13 protein-coding genes are annotated in these 18,310 nt (G+C 67.8%); 6 read left to right on the top strand and 7 right to left on the bottom strand.

Annotated features, from left to right (window positions below; genetic code table 11):
- Window positions 1-20: 20 nt before the first annotated feature.
- The 4 genes from AC1DKQ_RS12750 to AC1DKQ_RS12735 all read right to left on the bottom strand — a co-directional run bounded on the left by AC1DKQ_RS12750 (window position 21) and on the right by AC1DKQ_RS12735 (window position 4,431).
- Window positions 21-677 carry a response regulator gene (locus AC1DKQ_RS12750; RefSeq protein WP_476884841.1) on the bottom strand — a complete coding sequence of 219 codons (657 nt, stop codon included), beginning with the start codon at window positions 675-677 and terminating at the stop codon, window positions 21-23.
- A complete protein-coding gene (locus AC1DKQ_RS12745; RefSeq protein ID WP_476884842.1) occupies window positions 674-1,933 on the bottom strand; it encodes a sensor histidine kinase in 1,260 nt (419 codons plus the stop codon). Before AC1DKQ_RS12745 ends, AC1DKQ_RS12750 begins: the two co-directional genes overlap by 4 nt.
- A 193-nt stretch (window positions 1,934-2,126) precedes the next feature.
- Complete coding sequence (locus tag AC1DKQ_RS12740; protein WP_476884843.1) at window positions 2,127-3,458, bottom strand: MFS transporter; 1,332 nt, start codon at window positions 3,456-3,458, stop codon at window positions 2,127-2,129.
- A 34-nt stretch (window positions 3,459-3,492) separates the two neighbouring features.
- Window positions 3,493-4,431: a proteasome assembly chaperone family protein gene (locus AC1DKQ_RS12735; RefSeq protein ID WP_476884844.1), complete on the bottom strand. Its 939-nt coding sequence runs from the start codon at window positions 4,429-4,431 to the stop codon at window positions 3,493-3,495.
- Between the two features lie 378 nt (window positions 4,432-4,809).
- Here AC1DKQ_RS12735 and AC1DKQ_RS12730 point away from each other — a divergent pair, with 378 nt between their 5' ends.
- The 4 genes from AC1DKQ_RS12730 to AC1DKQ_RS12715 all read left to right on the top strand — a co-directional run bounded on the left by AC1DKQ_RS12730 (window position 4,810) and on the right by AC1DKQ_RS12715 (window position 10,370).
- Window positions 4,810-6,351 carry a leucyl aminopeptidase gene (locus tag AC1DKQ_RS12730; RefSeq protein ID WP_476884845.1) on the top strand — a complete coding sequence of 514 codons (1,542 nt, stop codon included), beginning with the start codon at window positions 4,810-4,812 and terminating at the stop codon, window positions 6,349-6,351.
- Between the two features lie 267 nt (window positions 6,352-6,618).
- Window positions 6,619-8,004, top strand: a complete 1,386-nt coding sequence (gene lpdA / locus AC1DKQ_RS12725; RefSeq protein WP_476919168.1) for a dihydrolipoyl dehydrogenase — start codon at window positions 6,619-6,621, stop codon at window positions 8,002-8,004.
- Window positions 8,005-8,130: 126 nt separating this feature from the next.
- Entirely contained in the window at window positions 8,131-9,858 is a 1,728-nt protein-coding gene (sucB, locus tag AC1DKQ_RS12720) for a 2-oxoglutarate dehydrogenase, E2 component, dihydrolipoamide succinyltransferase (RefSeq protein ID WP_476884847.1), read from the top strand.
- A 161-nt stretch (window positions 9,859-10,019) separates the two neighbouring features.
- Window positions 10,020-10,370, top strand: coding sequence for a hypothetical protein (locus AC1DKQ_RS12715; RefSeq protein WP_223917119.1), 351 nt, complete (start codon window positions 10,020-10,022; stop codon window positions 10,368-10,370).
- A gap of 49 nt (window positions 10,371-10,419) precedes the next feature.
- On the opposite strand, the gene AC1DKQ_RS12710 is transcribed toward AC1DKQ_RS12715, so the two are convergent.
- Window positions 10,420-10,803 (bottom strand): VOC family protein, encoded by a 384-nt coding sequence (locus tag AC1DKQ_RS12710; protein WP_476919167.1) that lies wholly within the window; start codon window positions 10,801-10,803, stop codon window positions 10,420-10,422.
- A gap of 150 nt (window positions 10,804-10,953) precedes the next feature.
- Here AC1DKQ_RS12710 and AC1DKQ_RS12705 point away from each other — a divergent pair, with 150 nt between their 5' ends.
- Window positions 10,954-11,382 carry an OsmC family protein gene (locus AC1DKQ_RS12705; RefSeq protein WP_090581955.1) on the top strand — a complete coding sequence of 143 codons (429 nt, stop codon included), beginning with the start codon at window positions 10,954-10,956 and terminating at the stop codon, window positions 11,380-11,382.
- 143 nt (window positions 11,383-11,525) lie between these two features.
- On the opposite strand, the gene AC1DKQ_RS12700 is transcribed toward AC1DKQ_RS12705, so the two are convergent.
- A complete protein-coding gene (locus AC1DKQ_RS12700; RefSeq protein ID WP_476919166.1) occupies window positions 11,526-15,122 on the bottom strand; it encodes a S41 family peptidase in 3,597 nt (1,198 codons plus the stop codon).
- Window positions 15,123-15,195: 73 nt separating this feature from the next.
- On the opposite strand from AC1DKQ_RS12700, the gene AC1DKQ_RS12695 reads away from it, so the two are divergent.
- Entirely contained in the window at window positions 15,196-16,089 is an 894-nt protein-coding gene (locus tag AC1DKQ_RS12695) for a TIGR01777 family oxidoreductase (RefSeq protein ID WP_476884850.1), read from the top strand.
- A gap of 24 nt (window positions 16,090-16,113) precedes the next feature.
- Here the strand turns inward: AC1DKQ_RS12695 and AC1DKQ_RS12690 are convergent, their stop codons facing one another.
- Window positions 16,114-18,249: a serine/threonine-protein kinase gene (locus AC1DKQ_RS12690; RefSeq protein WP_476919165.1), complete on the bottom strand. Its 2,136-nt coding sequence runs from the start codon at window positions 18,247-18,249 to the stop codon at window positions 16,114-16,116.
- Window positions 18,250-18,310 lie beyond the last annotated feature (61 nt).

The following is an 18,310-nucleotide window of genomic DNA, read 5'->3' as shown; positions in this document are numbered from 1 at the left end:
CCGGCGGGTGGACGGTGGGGCTAGTTCAGTACGTTGTTTTCGTAGGCGAAGGCGACCAGCTGGATGCGGTTCTTCAGCTTGAGTTTGGACAGGATGCTGCCCACATGGGACTTCACTGTGGCCTCGCTGAGTACGAGTGACGCGGCGATCTCGGCATTACCAAGCCCTTTGGCGGTCAGCCGGAACACGTCGCGTTCCCGCCCGGACAGCTCTGCCAGGACGGCGTCGTTCCCGGCCGAGGGCGTGGTGTAGTCGCGGAGCAGTTCGTTTGTAATGGCGGGCGCGATCACCGAATGGCCCGAGTGGACCGTTCGGATCGCGGCCAGCAGGAAGTCGGGCGTGGTGTCTTTGGTCAGGAAGCCTGCGGCGCCGGCCTGGATGGCCCGGACAACGGCTTCGTCGTGCTGGATGGTGGTCAGAACGATGATCTTGGTGGTAGTCCGACGGGGCGCTTCCAGGATCGTCCTCGTGGCCGTGATTCCGTCCATGACAGGCATCCGAATGTCCATCAAGAGCACATCGGGGCACGTCTCCTGCACGAGTTCCACGGCGGCTGCCCCGTTGACCGCTTCGCCGACAAGATCCATATCCGCCTGGCTTCGCAGGATCATCTTGAGTCCCGCACTGAACAGCGGCTGGTCATCGGCCAGGGCAATCCGAATCGGTGCAGTAGTCATGGCTTTGCTCCTGCCAAGATTCGGGGGCTGGGACTGCTCGGGTCCGCTGCTGCTTGCTGGCCGGGATCTGCCAACGGAAGGAACGCCAGCACTTCGAAAGTCTCATCGCCCTGGATAGTTTCGATCCAGCCGCCCGCGGCTGCGGCGCGGGCTTTCATTCCTGCGATCCCGCGACCCGGTGGGGTGGTCTCCGGCCTCGCGGCGCGGCTGGTGACGAGCGACGAGCGGATCCGGAGTTCAAGGGACGAGTCTTTCCAGACCACGTGCAGGCGCACGCCCCGGCTCCGGTCCCCGTGTTTGAAGGCATTTGTCAGGCACTCCTGCCCCAACCGGTAGACCGTTAGGTGCTGCGTGCGGGTCATGTCCTGTGGGTCGCCTGTCGTTTCTATCTGGACCGGCATGCCGCTGGAGTTCAACCTTTCCGCAAGAATCGCCAGGTCCTCAGCCTGGTGCGCCGGTTGGTCGCTGACGTCAGTGGAGAAGCCTTCGATCAGCCGCCGCGTTTCGACCAGTGCGGTCCTGGCTGATTCGGCGATGACCCTGGACGCTCCCTCGACAGATTCCGGCTCCACGCGGTGGATGAGGCGTATTCCGTCGGCCTGCGCCACGATGACCGTCAACGAATGTGCCAGGACATCATGCAGCTCCCCGGCGATTCTGTTGCGCTCCTGCTCGACAGCAAGTTCCGTCGCCGTTTCACGCAGTCGGGTTTCCGCCGCGAGCTGCGCCCTGCGGCTCCTCGAGGCGGTGTCTACCGCCACACCGACCGCCCAGGCGGCGAGGTTCAAGGCGGCGAACGCCCCGAAGATCAGAAAAGCGTAGGTGAGGGTTCGCAGTAGTCCCCTCCCGTATATCTGGCTGGCGAAGATGACGTTGATCCAGGTCCGGTCGGCGAACCAGTTGACCGTGATGATACCGGCAAATAAAACAGCGGCCATGGGTGCCATCCACCGGTTCCGGGTTTTCCAACCTCTCACTGCGAAGAAGATGACAACCGGGACGGCGGCGTAGCTCAGCACGCCGGACAGAAAGACCATTGGGAAGACCTTGAGGCCCTGCAGGGCCAGGGCGACGAACACCAGCCCCAGGGCTGCCGCCGGCAGGACCTCCGCCACGGCGACACCCGTGAGGAGTGCCAGCAGCAGGGCGCTGTTCTGGTCGAAATGGCGCTCCTCCAGGACAACGAGCGTCCCCATCAGCAGCGCGGCCGTAGCCGGTGCTGCCAGGAGCCTCACTGGCTGGATCGTTTTGAACATGCCTTCACCCTAAGCGGGCTTCCACACCACCAAGGCTGATTCCGGGTGAGTTCCACCCGGATGATGAACAACTTCACTCTTACGGATGATCAGTCCGCCACGACGGACGTGGGGAGGCAACTAGGCTTCGACAGCTTCCGCGGGTTTCGTGCGGCCCCTCAGATCGACTCGCCCTGGCCTGCAAAACAAGAGATCAGGGAGTGCGGCGGCGCTCCGCGACCAGCCTGCGCTGCGCAGCGAGGGCCTTGAGCAGCGGCGGAACCATGACCCCTTGGGCCGCCATCTGGCGCCGGACTTTCCGCCGGGTCACCATGATGCCGCAGGCTCCCCCGGCAAGCAGCAGGAACTGCACGCTCAGCGCCACCCGGAACGAATCCAGGCCGTAGAGCTCCCCCTGGGAGAACCCGCTGGCGTGCAGGAGGTCAAGCACCAGCCCAATCAGGTAGATGGAGACCAGTGCGGCAATGAAGCCGCCCACGTTGACAATCCCGGTGGCGGTGCCCAGCCGGTGCGCCGGGTTGAAGGTCCGGGCGAAGTCGAAGCCAATCATGGAGCCGGGACCGCCGACGGCCAGCGTCACCACGAGGGCAGCCAGGAGCCAGAGCGGCGAGCGTCCCGGCAACAGCAGCACCGCTGCCCACGCGGCGGCGGTGCACCCCGAAATCAGCAGCACCATGGTGGAGCGCCGCAGCGGATGCCGGGCAACAAATCTGCCCATCAAAGGTCCGGCGGCAATTGCGGCGGCCACGTACAGCGCCATGAGGGCCGAGACGGTGCCGCGATCCAGCCCCTGTGCGGAAATCAGGAACGGGTAGCCCCACGTCATGGCAAAGACCGTGCCGCTGAACTGGACGGTGAAGTGGCTCCAGAGTCCGAGCCGGGTGCCGGGCTGCCGCCAGGCGTGCGCCAGCGAAATGCCGGTGGCGCGCAGCCCCTGGGAGGGCGAGGGAGGCGGGTGCCCGGGCGGCAGGTCCTGCAGCAGGAGGAGGACCAGCACGACGGCGAGGCCCGACATCGCGGCGAGTGTCAGGAAAGCAGGAGTCCACCCCGCGGAGTGCAGGATCATCGCGAACGGCACCACGCTGAACAGCTGGCCCAGCTGCCCGGACATGCCCGTGAGCTGGGTCAGCAGCGGCACACGCCCCGACGCGAACCAGAGCGGGATTAGCCGGATCACGGAGATAAACGTCATGGCGTCCCCGGCGCCTACCAGTACACGTCCTAGGACTCCGCCGGGGATGTTGTCGGCAAACGCCAACTGAAGCTGGCCGAGTCCCATCAGGACACCGCCGCCGGCCAGCATGGCGCGGGAGCCGAACCGGTCCACGAGGACGCCTACGGGAATCTGCAGCGCGGCATAGACCAGCAGCTGCAGCACGGTGAAAAAGGAGATCTGGGCCGCGCTGGCGTGGAAGCGTTCCGTTGCCTCCAGGCCGACCACGCCGAAGGAGGTGCGCTGGCTGACCGCCACGAGATAGGCAAAGATCCCGACGATCCAGATCAGCCAGGCGCGGGGAGAGGTCACTCTCCCATTATGCCCGGTTCATGATAAATAGTATTTATTGGCCGGGTTCTTTACGGGCCAGGTACGCCTCGACGGCAGCACCAAGGGCATCGGCGTTGGGAAGTTGGTCGTTCTCATCTGCCAGCAGCGACCTCCGGACCGTCCCCTCGGCTTTTTCGTCGTACCGGGCCTCCAGCCGCGAAACCACCTGCTGGACCTCCTCGGAGGCCTCGATCTGTTCGGCAATCTGCCGGCCCACCTCGCGTCCTGCCTCGCGCAGGCGGTCGGCCGGCAGCATAAGGGACGTCGCCGCTCCCAAGTACTCCAGACCGGCCACTGCGGCCGTGGGGTACTCAGCTTCGGCCAGGTAGTGCGGCACATGGATCACATAGCCGGCGACGTTCCGGCCGGCCTCCGTCAGGCGCAGCTCCAGGATGTGTCCCACCGCGGCCGGGACCTCCACTGTGGGCTTCCACACCGAGATTCCCTCGATCAGCTCCGGCCGGTTGCCGTGCACCGTTACACCGACAGGCCGGGTGTGGGGCACGGGCATCGGGATCGAATGGATCCAGGTGACGAGGTTGACGTCAAGGTCCTCGACGAGGCCGACGACGGCGCGTGCGAAGCGCTCCCACTGCAGGTCCGGCTCGAACCCGGCAAGGAGCAGGAACGGGCTGCCCAGCCCGTCGACCAGCCGGTAGAGGGCCAGGCTTGGGGCCTGGTAGTCCTGCAGGTGGTCCTCGACAAAGCTGATCTGCGGGCGACGGGAGCGGTAGTCGATCAGCTGGTCGGCGTCGAACTCCGCGATCATCTGGGCATCGAGCGTGTCCAGCAGTTCAGCGGTGATCTGCCGGACCACGTGGCCGGCGTCGGCGAAACCGGTGAACCCCATGACGAGGTTGAGTCCGCGCAGTTCGGGGCTGGAGAACAGCGCGGCATCACGGATGTAGAGCGACTGGGGATCCAGCAAAGAGCCGGAAATCCGTTCAATCACGGCGTGTTCCTTTCACGATGGCGGCGGTGGGAGAAGCGGGGTGCGGTCCGTCGTCGGGACGGTGCCCAGCAGAACCCGAGCAATCAGGCAGATCCTGCCGGCCAGTCCCATGAGGCACTCACCGCACGGCAGCGCCGCTATCAATACAACGCCTCGGGGCCCGGGCTAATTCCTGCCCGGGGTGTGCTCCAGCTCTCATTCGATTCAATTTCCGCACTGCCGAGAGACTACGATCGGACATGGCCCCAGGGCCTGTAGTGCAGACACCGGGTTGCGTCCCAGACCGACGGCGCCCCCGGGATCCCTGGCAGGGCGCCAAACATGCAGTTCCTGCCGAATATCACCGAGAACCATCACAGAGAATTGAGGACTGTCCTCGTGGTCAAGAATAGTGAAGTCAAACTTAGTGCAGTCGCAGGGGATTTGAGGAAATCCCCCAGCGATGCCCTCGTCATCGGCGTCGGACAGGGCCCCGACGGCCCCGTTTTGCTCGACAATCCGTTGACGGCCAAGGCCGCGGAGGCCCTGGCGGAATCACTGAGCGTTCTTGGCATTACCGGCGCGCCGGACCAGGCCCACCGGTTGCCCGGCCTGCCCGAGACTGGGGCCACCGTCCTGCTCCTCGCCGGCGTCGGCAAGCTGCCGGCGAAAAAAATCTCAGTGACGCAGCCGCTGTCCGAGGAGGCACTGCGCCGCGCCGCCGGCTCGGCCGTCCGCCAGCTGGCCGGCGTCACCACAGTCACTATGGCACTTCCGACGACGACCCTGGCCGAGGTCGCGGCCGTCGCCGAGGGCGCCGCGATGGGCGCCTATTCCTACACCGAGTTCCGGACCTCCAAGGACGGGCTCAAGGATCCGGTGAAGAACGTCGTCATCCGCACCGACTTCGCCACGGACAAGGCGCTCCAGCCGGTCCTGCAGCGGGCGTCCCTGATCGGCACGGCCGTGAACGCGACCCGCACCCTGGTGAACCAGCCGCCGAGCCACCTCTACCCCGAGTCCTTCGCCGACGCCGCCAGGGATCTGGCCAAGGGCCTGCCTGTCAAGGTGACGGTCTGGGACGAGAAGCGCCTTGAGAAGGAGGGCTTCGGCGGCATCCTCGGCGTCGGCAAGGGCTCCACCCGGCAGCCCCGCCTCGTGAAGGTCGAGTACGCCCCGGCCAAGGCCACGGCCAAAATCGCCCTCGTGGGCAAGGGCATCACCTTTGACACCGGCGGCATCTCCATCAAGCCGGCCCTGGGCATGGGCGACATGAAGTCCGACATGGCGGGCGCCGCCGTCGTCCTGAACACCGTCCTGGCCCTGGCGGGCCTCGGACTGCCCGTCAAGGCGACCGCATGGCTCTGCATCGCCGAGAACATGCCCTCCGGCGCTGCCCAGCGCCCGGCCGACGTCCTGACGATGTTCGGCGGCAAGACCGTCGAGGTCCTCAACACGGACGCCGAGGGCCGCCTGGTCATGGCCGACGGCATCGTCGCCGCCAGCCAGGAATTCCCGGACGCCATCATTGACGTCGCGACGCTGACCGGCGCCCAGCTGATCGCCCTGGGCGACCGCACCGCCGGGGTGATGGGCTCCGACTCACTCACCGGCGCCATCAAGACCGCCGCCGACCGGGCGGGCGAACTCGTCTGGCCGATGCCGTTGCCGGAAGAGCTCCGGGCCAGCCTCGACTCCCAGGTCGCGGACATTGCCAACATCGGCGAACGCCACGGCGGCATGATGACCGCGGCCGTCTTCCTGCGCGAATTCGTGGGCAAGGGCAAAGACGGCGAACAGATCCCGTGGGCACACATCGACATCGCCGGCCCGTCGTTTAATAACGGCAGCCCCTACGGCTACAACCACAAGCAGGGCACGGGCTGTACCGTCCGGACTCTGGTGGCTTACGTCGAGGACATCCTCGCCAAGTCCGTCTAGCCAGCATCGCGGCACTGTGGCCGGGGCGGCGATGCCTCCTCGGCCACAAAGCCGCGTGACACTGGACACAAGCGCTCCACAAACGCCATGGCAAGGTGGAGCATGTATTAGTGGTTCGCTAAGGTAAACCTTGTTTCCCAGAAGCAGACACAAATGTAGTAGTCACAAATGAAAGGGAACCGGCCGGCTGGCACAATCACAGCAGGCAGGTTCCAAGACCAGATGATGCGTACTCTCGTGTCATCGTTCACGCGAGGGAGCGTTTTAGTGGCCGATCAGGCAACTGCGCAAGAATTCGACATCCTGGTACTCGGCGGCGGCAGCGGCGGCTACGCCACCGCACTGCGTGCTGTCCAGCTTGGCCTCACCGTCGGCCTCATCGAAAAGGGCAAGCTCGGCGGCACATGCCTCCACAACGGCTGTATCCCCACGAAGGCCCTGCTGCACTCCGCGGAACTGGCCGACCACGCCCGCGACTCGGCCAAGTACGGCGTCAACGTGACCCTGGACAGCATCGACATCACCGCCGTCAACGCTTACAAGGACGGCATCATTGCCGGTAAGTTCAAGGGCCTGCAGGGTCTGATCAAGGGCAAGAAGGGCATCACCGTCATCGAGGGTGAAGGCAAGCTTCAGGGCACCGACACCGTCGTCGTGAACGGCACCGCGTACAAGGGCAAGAACATTGTCCTCGCGACCGGCTCCTACTCCCGCACGCTGCCTGGCCTGGAAATCGGCGGCAAGGTCATCACCTCCGACGAAGCCCTCACCATGGATTACATCCCCAAGAGCGCGATCATCCTGGGCGGCGGCGTGATCGGCGTCGAGTTCGCTTCGGTCTGGAAGTCGTTCGGCGTCGACGTCACGATCGTCGAGGGCCTGCCGTCGCTGGTTCCGAATGAGGACGCCACGATCGTCAAGGCCTTTGAGCGCGCCTTCAAGAAGCGCGGCATCAAGTTCTCCACCGGTGTCTTCTTCCAGGGCGTTGAGCAGAACGACGACGGCGTCAAGGTCACCCTCGTGGACGGCAAGACCTTTGAAGCCGACCTGCTGCTCGTAGCTGTCGGCCGCGGCCCCGTCACGGCGAACCTCGGCTACGAAGAGGCCGGAATCACCATCGACCGCGGCTTCGTTATAACCAACGAGCGCCTGCACACCGGCGTCGGCAACATTTTCGCCATCGGCGACATCGTCCCCGGAGTGCAGCTTGCACACCGCGGCTACCAGCAGGGCATCTTCGTCGCCGAAGAGATCGCCGGCCTGAAGCCGGTCATCGTCGAGGACATCAACATCCCCAAGGTCACGTACTCCGATCCCGAAATCGCCACCGTCGGCTACAGCGAGAAGGCCGCCAAGGAGAAGTTCGGCGAGGACCAGGTCCAGACCCAGGAATACAACCTGGCCGGCAACGGCAAGAGCTCCATCCTGGGTACGTCCGGCCTGGTCAAGCTGGTCCGCCAGAAGGACGGCCCCGTAGTGGGCGTTCACATGATCGGCGCCCGCATGGGCGAGCAGATCGGTGAAGCCGCGCTGATCGTGAACTGGGAAGCCTACCCGGAGGACGTGGCCCAGCTGGTCCACGCCCACCCCACCCAGAACGAAGCCCTGGGCGAGGCGCACCTGGCGCTGGCGGGCAAGCCCCTCCACGGCTAGGCATCTCCGCCCGCACCACCGCAAGAACTCCGTGCTTAGTGCACCCGGCCGGAAAAGCCGGGTGCACTAAGCTCGAACAAGGCAGCAATCATCCGCACAAAGATCAATAAGGAGAACGGGGACGACATGTCTGAATCCGTTAACTTGCCCGCCCTCGGTGAGAGCGTCACCGAAGGAACCGTCACCCGCTGGCTCAAGCAGGTCGGTGACCGGGTAGAGGTGGACGAGCCGCTGCTCGAAGTCTCCACCGACAAAGTAGACACCGAAATCCCCTCTCCGATCGCCGGCGTGATCGAGGAAATCCTCGTCGCCGAAGACGAGACAGCTGAAGTTGGCGCCCCGCTGGTCCGCATCGGCTCGGGTGACGCCGCCCCGGCCGCTGCAGAGGCTCCGGCCGCCGCCCCCGCCGAAGAGGCCCCGGCCGCCGAGGCCGAGGCCGAGGCTCCCGCAGCCCCGGCTGCAGAAGAACCGGCTGCAGCTCCTGCTTCTGCTCCCGCCGGCGAAGGCCACGACGTCACGCTGCCTGCCCTGGGCGAAAGCGTCACCGAGGGCACCGTTACCCGCTGGCTGAAGAGCATCGGCGACACCGTCGAGGTCGACGAGCCGCTGCTCGAGGTCTCCACCGACAAGGTTGACACCGAAATCCCGTCCCCCGTTGCCGGAACCCTCCTGGAAATCCGTGTCAACGAGGACGAGACCGCCGAGGTCGGCTCCGTCCTGGCCGTCATCGGTTCCGGCGCCGCAGCACCCGCCGCACCGGCGCCCGCCGCCGCACCGGAAGCCCCGAAGCAGGAAGCTCCGGCAGCCCCCGCGCCGGCAGCAGCTCCCGCGGCCCCGGAAGCACCGAAGCAAGAAGCCCCCGCTGCCCCGGCTGCTCCGGCTGCCCCCGCCGCACCGGAGAGGACGGAAGCTGCCGCACCGGCAGAGTCCGGCTACGTCACTCCCCTGGTCCGCAAGCTGGCCAACCAGCAGGGTGTCGACATTGCTGCCTTGACCGGGACCGGCGTCGGCGGCCGCATCCGCAAGCAGGACGTGCTGGCAGCTGCCGAGGCGAAGGCCGCACCGGCCCCCGCCACCGCGGCAACGGCCTCAGCACCGGCAACTGCACCCGCCGCTGGTGCAGCGTCCTCGCTGCGCGGCACCGTGCAGAAGGCTCCGCGCATCCGCCAGGTCATCGCCCGGCGCATGCGCGAGTCGCTGGACATCTCCACCCAGCTGACGCAGGTCCACGAGGTCGACATGACCAAGGTGGCCAAGCTGCGCGCCAAGGCCAAGAACTCCTTCCAGGCCCAGAACGGCTCCAAGCTGACCTTCCTGCCCTTCATCGCCAAGGCTGTTGCCGAGGCCCTGAAGCAGCACCCGAAGGTCAACGCCTCCTACGACGAGGACAAGCAGGAGATCACCTACCACAACGCCGAGCACCTGGCGATTGCGGTGGACACTGATAAGGGCCTGCTGGTTCCGGTCATCTCCGACGCCGGCAACCTCAACCTGGCCGGCCTGGCCGGCAAGATCGCCGACGTCGCCGACCGCACCCGCAACGGCAAGATCGGCCCGGACGAGCTCTCCGGCGGAACCTTCAGCATCACCAACATCGGTTCCGTGGGCGCCCTGTTCGACACCCCAATCATCAACCAGCCGCAGGTTGCCATCCTTGGTACTGGCGCGATCGTCAAGCGGGCCGTCGTGGTCGCCGACGAGAACGGCGATGACTCGCTGGCCATCCGTTCGATGATGTACCTCTCCCTGACGTACGACCACCGCCTGGTGGACGGCGCCGACGCGGGACGCTTCCTGCAGACGCTGAAGGCACGCCTTGAGGAAGGCGCCTTCGAAGCCGACCTCGGGCTCTAGGGTCTAAAAAACAAACCGACGGCGACGGCGGTGCGGGCGCCGGTGGGAAACCACCGCAGTGCCCGTGCCGCCGTCGCCGTTTGCCGTTGGCCCGCAAGCTGTTCACGGGGCCGCGGCGAGGCCTACTACGTTCTGTAGAAATCCCTGGCTAGACTGTCCCCATGAAAATCGCCATTGACATCCTGGTCTTCCTGCACATCCTAGGCGCTGCCGCAATCGTCGGTGGCTGGTTCGCCACCTTCAAGAAGCCCACCGTCCTGCCGGTGCAACTCTATGGTGCCATTGCGCAGCTGGTCACCGGGCTTGCGCTCGTAGGGATCTTGGGTGCCACCCACGAACCGGTCAACTACGTCAAGATCGCCGTAAAATTGCTGATCGCCATCGTTGTTCTCGTTGCCGCTGTGATCGGGTACCGGAAGGCTGCTTCCGGGGCTGCCGTCCCCAAAGGCTTGGCACACGCGGTCGGCGGGATGGCACTGATCAACATCGCAGTCGCCACGCTCTGGAACTAATTTCCGCACGATAATTCCGATGACGGCGCCGCTGTCGCTAAGCGGCTTGTCAGTCGCCGGCGATGCAGAATTCGTTGCCCTCGGGATCCTGCATAACATCCCAATGGAAGTCACCAATGTCATTGTCCGCCACGAACCGGGCACCGAGGGACTCGGCGTGAGCGCGCAGCGCCGCGGGGTCGAACCCCTGAATGTCCAGGTGCAGGCGCCGCCGGCCCTCCGTGGGCTCCGCGACCTGCTGGAAGGCCAACTGCGGGGCTCCGGGACCGGCGGGCCGGAGCCAGACGAACTGTTCGAAGCGGGACGACACCGCCGTCCCCAGCAGTGCGGCCCAGAACTGCGCCAGTCGTTCGGCATCGACGGCGTTGACCATGATCGTGGCGATGCGGGCCGACGGCACCGCAGGCGCGTACGCATCTTCGGTAATTTCCATGACGACACTGTACGGACGACTCTGCCAGGGGTCACAATCCTCTGACAGCGGAACCCCCGTGCGGAGGCCGCGCAGAATCCCTAGGATTGATCACGGCAGGCTCCGGCATCTCGCCGGGTGCCTGATTCACATCGACGTCGAGGAGTGGACATGGCAACAACACGCACCGCACACACAGTATGGAATGGCGACCTGATGACAGGCGCCGGCAACACCACCCTGGACAGCTCCGGGCTGGGCAACTTCGACGTCACCTGGAAGGCGCGCGCCGAGGCCGCCGAAGGCAAGACCAGTCCCGAGGAGCTCATCGCGGCAGCACACTCCGCCTGCTTCTCGATGGCATTCAGCAACGGCCTGGCGCAGGCCGGCTTCACGGCCGAGGAGATCAACACCAAGGCCGACGTGACGTTCCAGCCCGGCACCGGCATCACCGGCAGCCACCTCACCGTCGCCGCGCGGGTCCCCGGCATTTCTGCGGACGACTTCCAGCGGCTGGCCGGGGAAGCCAAGGTCGGCTGCCCCGTCTCCGCCGCCCTGACCGGCATCGAGATCACCCTGGATGCCACCCTGGCCTCCTAGCTCCGCCAGGCTCCTGGCCGCAGTTCAAGGGCCCGCAGTTCAAAGACCCAGTGCAGCGAAGGCCCCCGCCCTCCCGGAATTTCCAGGAGGGCGGGGGCCTTTTTGTGGATCCTTTGATAAGGGTCCTCGCCGTCGGGCGGGACCTAGGCCTGGCCGGCCTGCTGGCGCGCAGGCAGCGCTGCGGGCCGGACCCGGCGGTAGCCCTCGCGCAGCGGCGGACGGTCCGTGGGCAGCTCCTGGATCATTTCTTTCAACGCCCCGATTCCGTACTCCAGCTGCGGGTCGGTGCCGGCGGCGTAGGCGTGCGGCGGGAAAGTGACCTCGATGTCCGGGGTGACGCCGAAGTTCTCCACGCCCCAGCCAACGCCACCGGAGAACCAGGTGGCGTAGCGCGGCTGGGTGACGCCGGTGCCGTCGGCCAAGGCGAAGCGGTTGTCGATTCCGACAACGCCGCCCCAGGTGCGGGTACCAATGACGGGCCCGATCCCCCGCAGCTTGGAGACCTGGGTGATGATGTCGCCATCGGAGCCAGCGAACTCATCGGTGAGGATGATGACCGGTCCGCGGGGAGCGTGGTGCGGGTACGTCCGCGGCTTTTCCCCGCGCGGCATGCTCCAGCCGGTGACCTTGCGCCCGATGAGCTCGGCCACGAGCTGGGAGGTGTGGCCGCCGCGGTTGCGCCGGACATCGACAATCAGTCCGTCCAGGGCGGTTTCGGTGTCGAGGTCGCGGTGCAGCTGGGCCCAGCCGTTGGCCATCATGTCCGGGATGTGCAGGTAGCCGAACGTCCCATTCGAGGCTTCACGGACGGTCCGCCGGTTGCCGGCGACCCATTCCTGGTAGCGCAGGCGCTCCTCGTCCTTGACCGGGATCACCGCCACGCGGCGCTGGGCCCCTGCGGCCGCGCCGTGGCCGGCACCATTGCGCAGGGTGAGTTCCACGGCGCGGCCGGCCGCACCGACGAGCTGCACTGCCGGGGTCCGGGTTTGGGTAAGTTCGACGCCGTCGATCGCCAGCAGGACGTCGCCGGGCTTGGCGTCGGCGCCGGGCCGGGTCAGCGGCGAGGTGGCCAGCGGGTCGGAGGACTCCCCCGCGAGGATGCGGGTTATTTCCCAGCCCTCGCCGGTGAACTCCAGATCCGCGCCGAGGCGGCCCTGGGGGCTGCTGCCGTTCTCCGTGACGGCCACGGGGCGGACGTAGGCGTGGGAGGTTCCCAGCTCGCCGTGCAGCTCCCAGAGCAGGTCCACAAGGTCATCATGGGAGCCGAGGCGTTCCACCACCGGACGGTAGCGGGCGTGGATGGACTCCCAGTCCTGGCCGGCCATGTCCTCCGTCCAGAAGAAGTCGCGCTGCAGCCGCCATGCCTCGTCGAAGGCCTGGCCCCACACGCTGAGCGGGTCCAGTTGCACCCGGATGCGGCCAAGGTCCACCTTGACCAGCTGGCCGGAGTCCTCGTCGGCCTTGGCGCCGGCGGGGGCAACCCGGATCTGTTTGTCCTGGATGAACACGATCTTTTCTCCGTTGCCGGAGAGCCGGTAGCTGTCCAGCGCCTCGACAATCGTGGAGGCGCGGCGCTTGGCCAGGTCGTAGCGGACCAGGCTTGGCGCGGCGCCCTTGTCCTCGAGGCTGGCCCGGCCTTCGCCGGTGGTGCCGGCGAGTTCGCTGTCTAGCCAGAGCAGGGCCCCGGCAGCGGCGGCCAGTGAGGAGTAGTTGCCTTGCTGCACGGGAACGGAGATGACGCGATGGGCCAGTCCGTCGGCGTCGACCCGCACGGACGGCACGGGCTGGGCGGCGGACTGCCCCCCGCCCGCAGCGTCTATGGCCGCGCCTGACACTGCGTCTGCGTAGGCGGCGTCGGCGTTGTCCTCGAGATCGACGCTCGGGCCGAACGGCGATGGAGTGTCTGCGGCGAGGGCGACGAGGTAGGGCTTGATCGGGCTCGGGAAAGACAGATCGAAGGAGTGGCCGTCGTAGACCGGATCGAAACTGCGGTTGGAGAGGAAGGCGAGGAATTTGCCGTCCGGGGTGAACGACGGGGATTCGTCGCGGAACCGGCCGTCAGTGACGTCAATGATCGCCGCGTCCTTGCCGCCGTCGATCCTGGTGATCCGGAGCCGGCTGCGGGACCCGAAGGACGTGACCGGCTCGGACCAGCCGAGCCACGCGGAGTCCGGGGACCAGGTGAATCCTTCAATGCTGCCCTCGCCGATGCTGCTCAGCTGGGAAATCGTGCCCGTGCGCGTGTCGGCCAAGTAAATGTCACCGAAGGACGTCCCTACTGCGAGCCAGCGCCCGTCGGGGCTGGCTTCGATGGCGCTGGCCCGGCTGCGCTTGGGGAAGTCGATCCGGGTGACGTCGCTGGATGCAGGCGCCGCCGTGGCGGTTCCCGCATCGGCCGGCCCGGCCTCGGGGCCGGAGACGGATGCGTCAGCAGCGGCGGGGGCCGGGACTGCTGTGACCGGGCTGGACACGGCACTGGCCGCCGCGGCGGGGGTTGATCCGGAGCCGGTCAGCGCGGCTGCGGACACAGGCTTCGGCAACGGCATGCCGGCGTCTTCGGCGGACGCAGCTGTGGACTGCAGGCCGGGCTGGGGAGCGGACTCCGCAGCGGCCTCCGGCGTCTGCGGGGCTGTCACCGACGCGCCGGCCAGGGGCGCCGCGATGGCTTTCAGGTACAGGGCCTCCACGCCGTCGTGGTCGGCGACGTAGGCGATCCGGCCCTCACCGAAGGGCCGGGCCAGCCGTGCCCGGACGCCCGGGGTGGCTTCGATGACGCGGGACGGGCCGTCCTTGTGCCGCAGCCAGTGGACGGTTCCGTGGGATTCGACGGCGCTGGACGCGCCCGTGCGGTCCGGGACGACATCCCCGAGGTGCCGCGAGGGCTTCAGCGGGGCGGCGCGGCGCGCCTGCGAGGCGGACCCCAGCGAAATATCGAGTTTGACGGCCTCCGCATCGAGGCTGGGCAGCAGCCAGAGCTCCCCGGCCGACTCAAAGACGACGCGTTCCCCGTCGGTGGCGGCGTGGCGGACGTAGAAGTCCTCGTGGTCCGTGTGGCGCCGCAGGTCGCTGCCGTTCGGCAATACCGAGTAGAGGTTGCCGTAGCCCTCGTGGTCGGACAGGAACGAGATCCGTCCCTTGACCCAGAGAGGGTCCGTGAGGTTTCCGTCCAGCGTGGGGGCGAGCCGCTCGAATTCACCGTTTCCGTCGGCGTCGATCCACAGCTTGCCGGCGCCGCCGCCGCGGTAACGCTTCCACCAGGCGGGCTCACGCGAGAGGACGCTGGCGAGCACCACGGGGCGTTCGTCCCCGACGACGGGGCCAAAGGCCACCGATTCGACCGGGCCGAACGGGAGTTCCTGCGCCCAGCCGCCGGTCACGGGGAGGCTGTAGGCGTGGGTGTGCCGGCTGTCTGACTGGCGGAACGCGCTGGTGACCAGGACGTCGCCGTCGGGCGTGAAGCCCTTGACCCGGGTGGAGCTGTGGCCGAAGTAGCTCAACTGGCGGTAGCCGCCGCCGTCGACGTTTGCTGTGACGACCTCCGGGGCCGTCCCCTGGACGACTGTCCAGACCAGGCGCTTACCGTCGGGGGTGAAGCGGGGGTTGCGGGCCGGCAACTGCAGGGACGATACGCGCCAGGCACGGCCCCCGCCCACGGGTGCAATCCATACGTCGTCCTCGGCCACGAAGGTGACCAGATCGCCGTGGACATGCGGGAAACGGAAGTAACTCGAGGGGGTCATCGTTCGATCATAGCCACAACGGTCGTGTCGGCCCGGGAGTTTCGCGGCCGTGCCGGGCATGGTGAGATGGATCATGCGAATCCTTATTGCCGGGGCCTCCGGGCTGATCGGAACTGCCCTTTCGAGCGCGCTGCGCAGCGAGGGGCACGACGTCGTGGCCCTGGTCAGGCGGGCCCCCGTGTCCCCGGCCGAGTTCCAGTGGGACCCGGCCGCCGGCCGGATCGACGACACCGCCCTGAAGGGCGCGGACGCGGTGGTCAACCTCTCCGGCGCCGGAATCGGCGACCGGCCCTGGACCAAGGCACGTGTCAACGAACTCCGCAGCTCCCGGCTGGGGGCGACACGGACCCTGGCGTCGGCGATGACCCGGCAGGACGCGCCGCCTGCGGTGTTCCTGAGCCAGTCGGCCTCCGGTTATTACGGCAACGCCGGCGGGGCGGTGCTCCGGGAGAACGCGCCGGCCGGGAACAGCACCCTGGCCCGGATCTGCGTCGACTGGGAAGCCGCGGCGAATGAAGCGCCGGCCGGGGTCCGCGTGGTCACGCCCCGCACCGGCGTCGTTCTGAGCCGCTCCGGCGGCGCGCTTGGCCGTTTGCTGCCGCTGCTGCGCCTGGGCGTCGGCGGCCCGCTCGGCAACGGCCAGCAGTACTGGCCATGGATCACCTTGCCCGATGTGGCCGGCGCCTTTTCCTTCCTGCTCTCGGCACCCGTGTCCGGGCCGGTCAACGTCAGCGCCCCCGAAACCGCGGACGTGAACTCCCTGATCGCCCAGCTGGCCGGGGCGCTGCACCGGCCGGCGGTGCTGCGGGTACCCGCCCCGGTCCTGCGGCTGGTGATGGGCCAACTGGCCGAAGAACTGCTGCTCGCCAGCCAGCGGATGGAACCGGCGCTGCTGAGCGAAGCCGGCTTTGAATGGCAGCACCCGTCACTCGCCGAGGCCGCGGCGTGGGTGGCCGGCCGGGACTAGCCGGAGGGAGTTAGCCGGACCCCTCTAGCCAGGCGCCGGATCCCCAGCGAGGACCTGCGCAATCCGCCACCGCCCGTCAATGCTCGCCAGGACAAGCCGCAGCTTGATCTCCTTCCCGGCTGGGGCCTCAGCCACTACCTGACCGGCGCCATCGCGTTCCTGATACGGCGGGGACACGGCACTGACGGCCACCACTGTCCGGTCCGGGCCGCCGTCCGCAACCGTCTGCACCCGCGCCAGCGTGGTCTCGAACCCGGACAGGACATGTCCAGCCGCCGCCAGCCGGGCGCCGATCTTGGCATCCGCGTCCGCCGCGGCCGATGCCGGGACGTTCACTTCCTGCAGCAGATCCAGATCCCCGGAGTTGAAGGCCAGCGAGCGGAGGGCGGCAAGTCCCCGGACCGCTTGGCCAGGGTCTGCCGACTCCAGAAGCTCCCGGAGTTCGATTGGGATGCTGGCAGCGGCCGGGCCAGTGGTTCCGGCTGTCCCGCTGCCGGGCCCCTCGCTGCCCGTCCCTCGATTGCCAGGCCCCGCGCCGCGGGAGGAGCCATCCGTACCGGCGTTGGCGACACCCGGTGCTGCCGCGGGCGGCGTCGATGCGGGCGGCGTCGATGTGGGCGGCGTCGATGCGGCAAAAAGTTCCGCGAGTCCCCCGCCCGGACGCAGCCAGGCAGCACAGAGACCGGCCACCAGCATCACCGTGACTGCCGCGCCGGCCCACAGCTTCCGGCGGCCCCGACGGCGCCCGACGCCGAACGCGTTGCCGTGCCGGATGCGTGGCCGGGCCCCGGCGCGGGCGCCTCGCACAGTCCCTCGACGGGGCTCCTCCGCTACCCGCAGCACCGTGTTGTGTTCAGTGCTGCGACCGGCCACGGGCGCGGTGCTGGGCCCGGCGGCGGAGTGCCGCGCAGTCGGCCCGGCGGCGGCGTGCCTCGCGGTCGAGACGGGGGACGTCCTGGCATGCGCCCCCGCCGGCGCCGCAAGGACCGTTTCGGCCACGGCGGTGCCTGCCGCGGGGCCCGCATCCGGCAAAAGTCCCTCCCCGGCGAAGGAGCCTATGCGGTCGCAAGAACCTGAGTCCGCGAGGGAGTCTTCGCTGGTGTCCGAGGCCGCGTCGTTGAACGGGCCAGGGGCGGCGGCGGGTGCCGCAATGGCAGCACGTCCCGGCAGGGGCGCGCGGCCCACGAAGGGCCGGCGCAACCACCCGCGGAGCCGCTCGGCCCGCCGCTCCCCGGCGCTACGGGGCACCGTGCGGCGGGTCAGCAAGTGCGGTGCCACGCTCGGGTGGGCAGTGACAGATAGGTCCACCGGCTCCGCCACTGTGCTGCGATAAATCGCGGCGGCCAGTTCGGCGGCCGAGGGCCGATTCCGCCGGTCTTCGTTGAGCCCAGACTCCAGCGCGGCGGCCAGCGCCGCCGGGACCTCCGGCACCAGAAGTGGCAGCGGCGGCCGCCCTGCACCCGGGACCGGGGCCCGTCCCGTCAGGCAATACCAGCCCAGGGCCGCCAATGAATAGACGTCCCGCTCCGGCTGGAGGCCCGCCCTGACGGCATCCACCGGCGCCGGATCGGAAAAGCCCTCGGTCCCGGCGGCGTACGCTGCTCCGGCGTCGCCCACCATCCGGGCTACGCCCACATCGGCCAGCAACGGTTTCCCGTGCGCCGTGAACAACACGTTGCCCGGCGAGATATCGCCGTGGGTGAAGCCATGCGAGTGCAGGTACTGAATGGCCTGGGCAATGGGCGTCAGGACTGTGACGGTCTCGCCCGCACCAAGCCGGCCACGGCCCGTGACCAGGTCCGCAACCGATCCCCCCGGCGCATACTCCAGCACCAGGCCCAGGGCCTCCTGATCGTTCGGACCGGACCGCGGCCCGCGGAGGCGCTGCACGGTGTGGGCCCGGAGCAGGTGGTCGTGGTCCAGCGCCGAGAGGATCCGAACTTCCCGGCGCATGGCCTCTTCAGCGTCCCGGTCCGGGGTTCCGCCGTCGTTTTCCCCGGACTCTCCCCCGGTGTCGAAGCACTTGAGGGCGAATTCCCGGCCCGTTGACCTGTCGGTCACCAGCCACACGGCGGCTGTGCCCCCGCGCCCCAGCAGGCGTCCGACATCGTAACCGGGAACCTCGGGGGCGGCGCTGCCCACGGCAGGGAGATCTTTCATAACCCAAGAAATAGCCCATCGCGCTGAATCGTGCAGAAGTTATCCACAGGCATGAGAGCTT

The organism is Arthrobacter sp. 05L421 (assembly GCF_056397785.1).
The sequence above is the reverse complement of the archived record's forward strand: the minus strand, read 5'-3'. Positions and strand labels throughout refer to the sequence as shown.

Bases quoted from the DNA above. Each gene is read 5' to 3' on its own strand.
- AC1DKQ_RS12750 (WP_476884841.1), bottom strand. From the start codon at position 677: ATGACTACTGCACCGATTCGGATTGCCCTGGCCGATGACCAGCCGCTG.
- AC1DKQ_RS12745 (WP_476884842.1), bottom strand. From the start codon at position 1,933: ATGTTCAAAACGATCCAGCCAGTGAGGCTCCTGGCAGCACCGGCTACG.
- sucB (WP_476884847.1), top strand. From the start codon at position 8,131: ATGTCTGAATCCGTTAACTTGCCCGCCCTCGGTGAGAGCGTCACCGAA.
- AC1DKQ_RS12715 (WP_223917119.1), top strand. From the start codon at position 10,020: ATGAAAATCGCCATTGACATCCTGGTCTTCCTGCACATCCTAGGCGCT.
- AC1DKQ_RS12710 (WP_476919167.1), bottom strand. From the start codon at position 10,803: ATGGAAATTACCGAAGATGCGTACGCGCCTGCGGTGCCGTCGGCCCGC.
- AC1DKQ_RS12705 (WP_090581955.1), top strand. From the start codon at position 10,954: ATGGCAACAACACGCACCGCACACACAGTATGGAATGGCGACCTGATG.
- AC1DKQ_RS12700 (WP_476919166.1), bottom strand. From the start codon at position 15,122: ATGACCCCCTCGAGTTACTTCCGTTTCCCGCATGTCCACGGCGATCTG.
- AC1DKQ_RS12695 (WP_476884850.1), top strand. From the start codon at position 15,196: ATGCGAATCCTTATTGCCGGGGCCTCCGGGCTGATCGGAACTGCCCTT.
- AC1DKQ_RS12690 (WP_476919165.1), bottom strand. From the start codon at position 18,249: ATGAAAGATCTCCCTGCCGTGGGCAGCGCCGCCCCCGAGGTTCCCGGT.